This window comes from Stenotrophomonas capsici (genome assembly GCF_034961085.1).
GTDB lineage: Bacteria > Pseudomonadota > Gammaproteobacteria > Xanthomonadales > Xanthomonadaceae > Stenotrophomonas > Stenotrophomonas capsici.
This window is the reverse complement of record NZ_JAYFUH010000071.1, coordinates 1-10,646: the sequence shown is the minus strand read 5'-3', so window position 1 is coordinate 10,646 and position 10,646 is coordinate 1. Positions and strand designations below refer to the sequence as shown.

General features: G+C 68.9%; 5 protein-coding genes and 1 pseudogene. 3 read left to right on the top strand and 3 right to left on the bottom strand.

Features of this window, described 5'->3' with window-relative positions; all coding sequences use genetic code 11:
• From VA603_RS06205 to VA603_RS06195, 3 genes and pseudogenes are all read right to left on the bottom strand, one after another.
• Window positions 1–223 (bottom strand): annotated as a pseudogene (locus VA603_RS06205) (NADPH-dependent 7-cyano-7-deazaguanine reductase QueF); the annotation flags it as partial.
• 82 nt (window positions 224–305) lie between these two features.
• Complete coding sequence (locus tag VA603_RS06200; RefSeq protein WP_132865919.1) at window positions 306–1,169, bottom strand: DUF4261 domain-containing protein; 864 nt, start codon at window positions 1,167–1,169, stop codon at window positions 306–308.
• Window positions 1,170–1,216: 47 nt separating this feature from the next.
• Entirely contained in the window at window positions 1,217–2,533 is a 1,317-nt protein-coding gene (locus VA603_RS06195; protein WP_132865920.1) for an amidohydrolase, read from the bottom strand.
• A gap of 286 nt (window positions 2,534–2,819) precedes the next feature.
• On the opposite strand from VA603_RS06195, the gene VA603_RS06190 reads away from it, so the two are divergent.
• Genes VA603_RS06190 through VA603_RS06180 form a run of 3 tightly spaced genes read left to right on the top strand, consistent with a single transcriptional unit; the run spans window position 2,820 to window position 10,456 of the window.
• On the top strand, window positions 2,820–4,058 hold the full coding sequence (locus VA603_RS06190; protein WP_323438263.1) for an efflux RND transporter periplasmic adaptor subunit: 1,239 nt from the start codon (window positions 2,820–2,822) through the stop codon (window positions 4,056–4,058).
• 47 nt (window positions 4,059–4,105) lie between these two features.
• Complete coding sequence (locus VA603_RS06185) at window positions 4,106–7,330, top strand: efflux RND transporter permease subunit (RefSeq protein WP_132865922.1); 3,225 nt, start codon at window positions 4,106–4,108, stop codon at window positions 7,328–7,330.
• A 9-nt stretch (window positions 7,331–7,339) separates the two neighbouring features.
• The gene (locus VA603_RS06180) at window positions 7,340–10,456 is read left to right on the top strand and encodes an efflux RND transporter permease subunit (RefSeq protein ID WP_323438262.1); all 3,117 of its coding nucleotides are present in this window, start codon (window positions 7,340–7,342) and stop codon (window positions 10,454–10,456) included.
• Window positions 10,457–10,646: the final 190 nt, after the last annotated feature.

Genomic DNA, 10,646 nt, shown 5'->3' with positions numbered 1-10,646 from the left:
GCACCCACAGGGTCAACGTCTCCACGCACGGCTTGCCGCGGGCGTCCAGCCAGCCCAGTTCATAGGCGTGCCAGCGGTCTTCGCCGTGGAAAGGCAGGTCGCCGCCGCCCAGGCCGATTTCCGCGCGGGCCCCGGCACGGGGGATCGGGAACAACAGGCTGGCGTCGTACTGGCGGGGGTAGTCGACCTCGCGGCCGAGGCTGGAATCTTGGGGGGTATTCATCGGCGCCATTGTAGGGGCAGCAGTTTGAGCGGCGGATTTACCGACACCCGCTTTCACTGCACACCCCACCCCAGGCGCAGGTTCAGTTCAGCAGCCGCTTCCACCACGACGTGCCCGGCTTGGCCTGCGGCACTTCCTCGCTCTGCAGGCGCATCACCTGCCGCTCCGGGTCCAGCGCCGAGGGGCCGTAGACGACGCGGATGCGTTCCTCGGCACTGGCCCCCAGGGTGTCGCCATCGCTGATGACCATACCGTTCTCGACCAGGTAATCGACGATGCCGGTGAGCCGGCCGAATACCTCCTCGGCACTGTCCTGGGTCTCGGGAATCTCGATGTCCATCAGCCCCAGCATGTCCATGCCGCGGGTGTGACCGGTCATCACCCCGTCCGGGCGGGCGCCGACGTTGATCGCCACCCAGGCGATCGGCATCGGCGCAGGCAGGGTGGCCTGGGTCAGTTCACGGAACAGGCCCGGCAGCACCACGTGGTTGGCACTGCCGAAATACACCGCCTGGATGCTGTCGGACAGGGCGATGGCCGAGGCCAGCACGCGGCTGAGCAGCGCGGCCTGGGCGACCAGGTTGGTGTCCTGGCCGTCCTGGCCGAACGCCATCACGGTGACGATGGTGTGCGCGGCGTAATCCACCGGCGCCGGCGTGGCGTCGGGCCACAGCCGGCTGTGCGCGCAGATCTGGTCGATGTCGTCGCCGATCTGCACCGGGATCGGCATCAGCGCGATCAGCGCATCGCCGTACTCCAGGCATTGCATCGGCGACTCGTCGCCGCCGTCCGCCTTGCCCTGACCGTCCTCGGCGGGCATCTCGCCCAGCCGCAGCAGCGACGGGTCCAGGTCGGGCCAATCGCTGCGCATCTGCGCCAGCAAGGCGTGCGCGGTGAGCGTGGGATCAAGCTGCGATTGCAGCAGCATGGCCAGGCTGGCGCTCATGGGAGTGTCCTTCTTCCGTGTCGAGGGGGGCACGACACTACCGGGAGTCAGCCAGCCTTGCCACCGTGCAGGTAGTCCAGCGACACCTGAAGCAGCGCGCGCAGGCCGACGTCCAGCGCCTTTTCATCGAGCAGGAACTTCGGCGAATGGTTGCTGGGCGCGGTCGCCGGGTCGATGCCCGGGGACGTCGAGCCGACGAAGAAGAACATCGCCGGGACCTGCTGGGCATACAGCGAGAAGTCCTCCGAGCCCATCTGCAGCGGCGGCTCGTAGACGTTGTCCGTGCCCACCACGGCCTGCAGGCTGGGCAGCATGCGCGCGGTCAGGGCCGGGTCGTTGACCGTGGCCGGGTTGCCGTCGTTCTCGTAGATGTCCGTCACCGCGGTGGCGCCGTGCGCGGCGGCGGTGTGCTCGGCGACGTTGCGCAGGTCGGCGAAGATCTGCCGGCGCATGTCCGCATCGAAGGTGCGGATGGTGCCGACCATCTCCACCGAGTCGGGGATGATGTTGTAGCGGATGCCGCCCTTGATCGCGCCGACGGTCAGCACCGCCGGCTGCCTGGACAGGTTGGCGCGGCGGCTGACGATGGTCTGCGCGGTGCCGATCAGGTCGGAGGCGGCGACGATCGGGTCGATCCCGTTCCACGGCGCCGAGCCGTGGGTCTGGCGGCCGTTGACGGTGATCGAGAAGCGGTCCGAGGCCGCCATCAGCGGGCCGCCGCGCACCGCGATCTGCCCGGCCTGGACGCTGGAGAACACGTGCAGCCCGAACACGGCCTCGGGCTTGAAGTCCTTGAACAGGCCCTGCTTGAGCATCAGGTCGGCGCCGCCCTGCTCCGGCGGCGGCGCGCCTTCCTCGGCCGGCTGGAAGATCAGCATCACTTCACCCGGCAAGCGGTCGCGCATGGCCACCAGCGCATCGGCCACGCCCAGCAGGGTGGCGGTATGGGCATCGTGGCCGCAGGCGTGCATCACCCCGACCTGCTCGCCGCGGTACTCGGCCTTGGCCCTGGAAGCGAACGGCAAGCCGGTCTGCTCGGTGACCGGCAGCGCGTCCATGTCGGCACGCAGGGCGATCTTCGGGCCCGGCAGGCCGCCCTTGATGATCGCCACCACACCATGCACGGCAACGCCGGTCTTCGGCTGCAGGCCCATCGCGCGCAGGCGCTCGGCGACCTTGGCGGCGGTGCGCTCCTCGCGGTTGGAGAGCTCGGGGTGTTCGTGGAAATCGCGACGCCAGTCCACTACCTGCTGCTGCAGCCGCCTGGCCGCCTCCGCCACTTCCGGGCGTTGTGCCTGCTGGGCCTGCGCCAGCGGGGAGAGAGCGCACAGCAGCGCGGTCAGCAACACGGTCGTGCGGGCCATCGGCAATTCCTTGGAAAGGGAGCGTTGGGGGACTGTAAGCCAGAACCGGGGCGATGCGCCGCCTGGGCGTGACCGGAAGGCTCGCGCCGAGCGTGGCTCGGCACTGCCGGGACAATGACGGCCGGCGTGGCACTACGGCGGTCAACCGGGGGCGCTCTGGAACGTTCACACCCTGTCGCGGTCTGAGCGCGTAGGCCATCGGTCATGAAACAGACCGACACGGGCCAGCGCTATCCTTGGCAGCTTGATCGTTTCTTCCCCTTATCGGTTTCTCAGGAGTTTTCGCATGTCGCGTTTCTGGAAGATTGTGCTGCTGGTCATCGCAGTGCTGCTCGTGGCCGGGATCGGCTACCGGGTGATGGGGGGCGGCAAGCAGAAGGCGGGCGCGCCGGCGGCAGGTGCCATGCGCGGGGACCAGGGCGGGGGCAACGACGCCCCGGTGCCGGTCACCGTGGTCGCCGCCGAGCGCAGGAACGTGCCGGTGTACGTGACCGCCCAGGGCACGGTGACCGCCTACAACACCGTCACCGTCAGCCCGCAGGTGGGCGGTGAGCTGCTGAGCGTGAACTTCCGCGAAGGCCAGGCCGTGAAGAAGGGTGAGCTGCTGGCGCAGATCGACCCGCGCACCTTCCAGGCCCAGTACGACCAGGCCGCGGCCAGCAAGCGCCAGAACCAGGCCCTGCTGGCCACCGCGCAGTCCAACTTCGAACGCTCCAACTCACCGGAATACCGCCAGTTCGTCGCGCAGACCGACCTGACCACGCTGCGCAACCAGGTGACCCAGTACCAGGCCGCGGTCGCCGCCTCGCAGGCGTCGATGGACCAGGCCAAGGTGCAGCTGGACTACACCCGCATCACCTCGCCGATCAACGGCGTTGCCGGCATCCGCGCGGTGGACCCGGGCAACGTGGTCAGCGCCGGCACCCAGATCGTCACCGTGACCCAGCTGCAGCCGATCTACGTGCTGTTCAACCTGCCCGAGCAGCAGCTCGACGCGGTGCGCAGCGCCCAGCAGGCCGGCCCACTGCAGACCGCCACGCTCGACCGCGAGGGCGGCAGCGTGGTCAACGCCGACGGCAAGCTGCAGGTGGTGGACAACCAGATCAGCAGCACCAGCGGCACCTTCCGCCTGCGCGCCGAGTTCGGCAACGCCGAGGGCGCGTTGTGGCCGGGCCAGTTCGTCAACGTGCGCATGCAGCTCAACGAGCTGCCCGATGCGGTGGTGGTGCCGGCCGAAGCCGTGCAGCGCAGCAGCAACAGCGACTTCGTCTACCTGATCAAGGCCGATGGCACGGTGACGCTGCGCGACGTGGTCCAGGGCGGCCAGGTCGATGACAGCCACGTGGTGATCAGCAAGGGCCTGCAAGGCGGCGACAAGGTGGTCACCGAAGGCCAGTTCCGCCTGAAGGAAGGCAGCAAGGTGACCCAGCTGGCGCCGGGCCAGGCACCGCCGGAACCGACCGAGGACCAGCTCAAGGCGGCCAGCCAGAAGGGCCGTGGCGGCAGGGGTGGCCCGCCGCGCTGACGCGCCGCGCGCCCTCCGTCCCTCCCCCTTCGCACCAGGAATCGCCCGTGGGCTTCTCGACTATCTTCATCCGCCGACCGATCGCCACTTCACTGCTGATGATCGGCCTGATGCTGCTGGGCATCCTCGGCTACCAGCGCCTGCCGGTGGCCGCGTTGCCCGAGATCGAGGCGCCCAGCCTGGTGGTGACCACGCAGTACCCCGGTGCCAGCGCGCAGACCATGGCCTCGCTGGTGACCACGCCGCTGGAGCGGCAGCTGGGCCAGATCTCCGGCCTGGACATGATGACTTCCGACTCCTCGGCCGGGCTGTCCAGCATCGTGCTGCAGTTCTCGATGGAGCGCGACATCAACACCGCCGCGCAGGACGTGCAGGCCGCGATCCGCCAGGCCACCCTGCCCAGCTCGCTGCCCTACCAGCCGGTCTACAACCGGGTGAACCCGGCCGATGCGCCGATCCTGACCCTCAAGCTGGCCTCGGACACGCGCCCGCTGCGCGAGGTCAACGACCTGGCCGACTCGGTGCTGGCCCAGCGCCTGTCGCAGACCGACGGAGTGGGCCTGGTCTCCATCGCCGGCAACGTGCGCCCGGCCGTGCGCATCCAGGCCAACCCGGCGCAGTTGTCGAACATGGGCATGACCCTGGAGGACCTGCGCAGCGCGCTGACCCAGGCCAACGTCAACGCGCCCAAGGGCTCGCTCAACGGCAAGACGCAGAGCTACACGCTGTCCACCAACGACCAGCTGGCCGACGCGGCGGCGTACAACGACATCATCATCCGCTACCAGAACGGTGCGCCGGTGCGCCTGCGCGACGTGGCCAAGGTGGTCGACGGCGTGGAGAACGACCAGATCGCCGCCTGGGCCGACGGCAAGCCGGCGGTGCTGCTGGAAGTGCGCCGGCAGCCCGGCGCCAACATCGTCAAGACGGTGGAGAGCATCCGCCAGATCCTGCCCAGCCTGCAGGCGATGCTGCCGGCCGACGTGACGCTGGACGTGTTCTCCGACCGCACCGTGACCATCCGCGCCTCGGTGCACGACGTGCAGTTCACGCTCATCCTCACCATCTGCCTGGTGGTGGCGGTGATCTTCGTGTTCCTGCGCCGCCTGTGGGCCACGGTGATCCCGTCGGTGGCGGTGCCGTTGTCGCTGCTGGGCACCTTCGGGGTGATGGCCTTCGCCGGCATGTCGCTGGACAACCTGTCGCTGATGGCGCTGACCGTGGCCACCGGCTTCGTGGTCGACGATGCGATCGTGATGATCGAGAACATCGTGCGCTACATCGAGCAGGGCAAGGACGGCCAGGAAGCGGCCGAGGTGGGTTCGAAGGAGATCGGCTTCACCGTGCTGTCGCTGACGGTGTCGCTGATCGCGGTGTTCCTGCCGCTGATCCTGATGCCCGGCGTCACCGGGCGCCTGTTCCACGAGTTCGCGTGGGTGCTGTCGATCGCGGTGGCGATCTCGATGCTGATCTCGCTCACGCTCACGCCGATGATGTGCGCCTACCTGCTCAAGCCCGACGCCCTGCCCGAGGGTGACGACGCCCACGAGCGCGCGGCCGCCGCAGGCAAGGTCACCGCCTGGTCGCGGCTGGTGCACGCCTACGAGCGCAGCCTGGACTGGGTGCTGCGCCACCAGCGCCTGACCCTGGGCATCGCACTGGCCTCGGTGGCGCTGACCGTGCTGCTGTACATGGCCATCCCCAAGGGCCTGCTGCCCGACCAGGACACCGGCATGGTCACCGGCGTGGTGCTGGCCGACCAGAACGTGGCCTTCGACCAGATGCAGCAGCGCACCCAGGCCGTGGCGGAGGCGCTGCGCCACGACGAGGCGGTCACCGGCGTGGCCGCCTACATCGGCGCCGGCACCATGAACCCCACGCTCAACCAGGGCCAGCTGAGCATCGTGCTCAAGGACCGTGGCGAGCGTGACGGGTTGGACGTGATCCTGCCGCGCCTGCAGGCCGCCGCCGCGCATATCCCCGGCGTCGCGCTGTACCTCAAGCCGGTGCAGGACGTGACCCTGGACACGCGCGTGGCCGCCACCGCCTACCAGTTCTCGCTCTCGGACATGGACAGCACCGAGCTGGCCGCCCAGACCGAGCGCGTCACCGATGCGCTGCGGCGCCTGCCGGAGCTGGCCGACGTGGACAACAACCTGGCCAACCATGGCCGGGCGCTGCACGTGCAGGTGGACCGCGACAAGGCCAGCCGCTACGGCGTGCCGATGCAGACCATCGACGACACCCTGTACGACGCCTACGGCCAGCGCCAGATCTCCACCATCTTCACCCAGCTCAACCAGTACCGCGTGGTGCTGGAAGTCGCGCCGGAGTTCCGCAACAGCGACGCGCTGATGAACCAGCTGGCGATCGGCAGCAACGGCAGCGGCACGCTGACCGGCAGCAACGCCACCACGCTGGGCCAGGTGAGCTCGAGCAACTCCTCCACCGCCACCGGCATCGGCAACAGCAACACCGGCATCGCGCTGGGGGGCGGCGGCAGCATCCCGCTGTCGGCCATCGCCACCGCGGTGCCCGGCACCGCGCCGCTGATCGTCAGCCACCAGCAGCAGCTGCCGTCGGCGACCATCTCCTTCAACCTGGCCCCGGGCTACTCGCTGTCCGAAGGCGTGGACGCCATCAACAAGGCGGTGGCCGAACTGCAGCTGCCCCAGCAGATGCAGGCCCAGTTCATCGGCACCGCCGCCGAGTTCTCCAGCAGCCAGACCGACGTGGTGCTGTTGCTGCTGGCCGCCATCGCGGTGATCTACATCGTGCTGGGCGTGCTGTACGAGAGCTACATCCACCCGCTGACCATCATCTCCACGCTGCCGCCGGCCGGCGTCGGCGCGTTGCTGGCGCTGTACCTGTGCGGGATGAGCCTGTCGGTGGATGGCATCGTCGGCATCGTGCTGCTGATCGGCATCGTCAAGAAGAACGCGATCATGATGATCGACTTCGCGCTGGACGCGCAGCGGGCCGGCGCCAACGCGTACGACGCGATCCGCCGTGCCTGTCTGCTGCGCTTCCGCCCGATCATGATGACCACCGCGGCGGCGATGCTGGGCGCGTTGCCGCTGGCGCTGGGCACCGGCATCGGCTCGGAGCTGCGCCGCCCGCTGGGCGTGGCCATCGTCGGCGGCCTGCTGCTCTCGCAGCTGGTCACGCTGTACACCACGCCGGTGATCTACCTGTACTTCGAGCGCCTGTCCGAATGGGCGGCCAGGCGCCGCGAGCAGCGTGCCGCCGCGCGCCTGCACGCCGCCCGCTGAGGCGCACGGATGAACATCTCCGCGCCCTTCATCAAGCGCCCGATCGGCATCGGCCTGCTCGCCATCGGCCTGTTCTTCGCCGGCTTGGTCTGCTACCTGCGGCTGGGCGTGGCGGCCCTGCCGAACCTGGCGATCCCGGTGATCTTCGTGCAGGCCTCCAACACCGGTGCCGACGCCAACACCATGGCCGCCACGGTGACCGCGCCGCTGGAGCGCCACCTCGGCCAGGTACCGGGCATCGACACCATGCGCTCGAGCAGCAGCGACGGGCGCAGCATGGTGTTCCTGATGTTCAACACCAGCCGCGACATCGACGCCGCCGCGCAGGACGTGCAGGCCGCGATCAACGCGGCGATGGCCGACCTGCCGGCCGGCATCAACACGCCCACCTACCAGAAGGCCAACCCCAACGACGACCCGGTGATCGCGCTGGCGCTGACCTCGGAAACACAATCGGTCGCCGAGCTGTACAACCTGGCCGACTCGCTGCTGGCGCAGCGGCTGCGCCAGTTGCCGGGTGTATCGCAGGTGGACATCGCCGGTGCCTCGACGCCGGCGGTGCGCATCGACCTCAACCTGCGTGCGATGACCGCGCTGGGACTGAGCCCGGACGACCTGCGCAACGCCATGCGCGCGGCCAACGTGGCCTCGCCGTTGGGCTTCCTCAGCGACGGCAGCAGCCAGACCGCGATCGTCCTCAACGACCAGGTGCGCAAGGCCTCGGACTTCGCCAACGTCGCCATCTCCACGCATGACGGCGCGGTGGTGCGGCTGAAGGACATCGCCACCGTCTACGACGGCCAGCAGGACGCCTACCAGGCCGCCTGGTTCAACGGCAAGCGCGGCGTGCTGATGTACGTGTACCTGCGCAGCGGCGACAACCTGGTCGCCACCGTGGACCGGGTCAAGGCCTCGGTTCCGTCGCTGGCCGGCTACCTGGACGCCGGCACCACGCTGACCCCGTACTTCGACCGCACCCCGACCATCCGCGCCTCGCTGACCGAAGTGCAGATCACGCTGATGATCAGCCTGGCGATGGTGATCCTGACCATGGCGCTGTTCCTGCGCCGCCTGGCCCCGACCCTGATCGCGGCGGTGACGGTGCCGTTGTCGCTGGCCGGCGCGGCCCTGGTGATGAGCACGCTGGGCTTCACCCTCAACAACCTGACCCTGCTGGCGCTGGTGATCGCCATCGGCTTCGTGGTGGACGATGCGATCGTGGTGATCGAGAACATCATGCGCCACCTCGATGAGGGCATGGACCGCAGGCAGGCAGCGCTGGCCGGCGCACGCGAGATCGGCTTCACCATCGTCTCGATCACCGCATCGCTGGTGGCGGTGTTCCTGCCGATCATCTTCGCCCAGGGCATGCTCGGCGCGTTCTTCCGCGAGTTCACGCTGACCCTGGTGGCGGCGATCGTCGTTTCGGCGATCGTCTCGCTGACCCTGACCCCGGCACTGTGCGCACGCTTCCTGCAGCCGCATGAGGCCCACGTGCGCGAGTCGCGTACCCATCGCATGCTCGACCGCATGCACGAAGGGATGCTGCGCCTGTACACCGTGGCGCTGGACTTCTCGCTGCGCCACTGCCTGCTGCTGGCGCTGACCCCGCTGCTGCTGATCGTGGCGATGGTGATGCTGGCCGGCGCGGTCAGCAAGGGCTCCTTCCCCGAGCAGGACACCGGGCTGATCTGGGGCCGAGCCAGCTCCAGCGCCACCGTGTCCTTCCAGGAAATGAGCACGCGCCAGCGCCGTCTCAGCGACATGTTCCTGGCCGACCCGGCGGTGAAGATGGTCGGCTCACGGCTGGGCTCCAGCCGCCAGGGCAGCAGCGCGCAGTTCAACATCGAGCTGAAGACCCGCCAGGACGGCCGCCGCGAGCCGACCAAGGACGTGGTCGCCCGCCTCAGCGCCAAGGCCGCGCAGTTCCCCGACCTGGACGTGCGCCTGCGTGCGATCCAGGACCTGCCCTCCGACGGCGGTGGCGGTGGCCAGGGCGCGCAGAACCGCGTGACCCTGCAGGGCAACGACGCCGACCAGCTCGCCGAGTGGCTGCCCAGGCTGGTGGAAGTGCTCAAGCAGAACCCCAAACTGCGCGACGTGGGTTCGGACGTGGACAAGGGCGGGCTGATGCAGAAGATCGTCATCGACCGCGAGAAGGCCTCGCGGCTGGGCGTGAGCATCGGTGCCATCGATGGTGCGCTGTATGGCGCGTTCGGCCAGCGCCAGATCTCCACCATCTACGCCGACCTCAACCAGTACGGCGTGGTGGTCAACGCGCTGCCCAGCCAGACCGCCAGCCCCTCGGCGATCGAGGACCTGTACGTGGCCTCCAGGAGCGGGCAGATGATCCCGCTGACTGCGCTGGCCCACCAGGAAGCCGGCCTGGCGCCGTCGCAGGTGACCCACCAGAACCAGTACACGGTGATGGACCTGAGCTACAACCTGGCCCCGGGCGTGAGCAGTGGCGAGGGCGATGCCATCGTCAAGGCCGCCATCGATGGCCTGCGCATGCCCGGGGACATCCGCCAGACCGAACGGGGCGGCTTCGGCCAGGCCACCGATCCATCGGCGATGCTGATGCTGATCATCGCCGCGATCGCCACGGTCTACATCGTGCTGGGCATGCTGTACGAGAACCTGGTGCACCCGGTGACCATCCTGTCGACCCTGCCCGCGGCGGGCATGGGCGCGCTGCTGGCGCTGTGGGTGACCAACACCGACCTGTCGGTGATCTCGATGATCGCGCTGGTGCTGCTGATCGGCATCGTCAAGAAGAACGCGATCATGATGATCGACTTCGCGCTGGTGGCCGAGCGCGAGCACGGCAAGTCGCCGGCCGAGGCGGTGCGCGAGGCGAGCATCGTGCGGTTCCGCCCGATCATGATGACCACGATGGTGGCCATCCTGGCCGCGCTGCCACTGGCCATCGGCATCGGCGAGGGTTCGGAACTGCGCCGCCCGCTGGGTATCGCGATGATCGGCGGCCTGCTGATCTCGCAGAGCCTGACCCTGCTGAGCACGCCGGCGCTGTACGTGATCTTCTCGTGCCTGCAGAAGCATTGGCGCAACTGGCGAGCGCGTGCGAAGGAGCGCAAGCGCCTGCGCAGGCTGGCCCGTGCGTGAGTGACCGACAGGCCAGGAGTGCATTCCGGCCTGGGTGATGCAACGGACGTGCAGCGCGACACGCTCTGCCCTTCCCTTTGCAGGACGCGCTCTGCCCCCTCCCTTTGCCGCAGGCAGGGGGAGGGCTGGGGAGGGGCGCCGTTGGTCTGGCTGTTCCGTTGCTGTGGTTGCCATGTATGCCGCCGAAGGC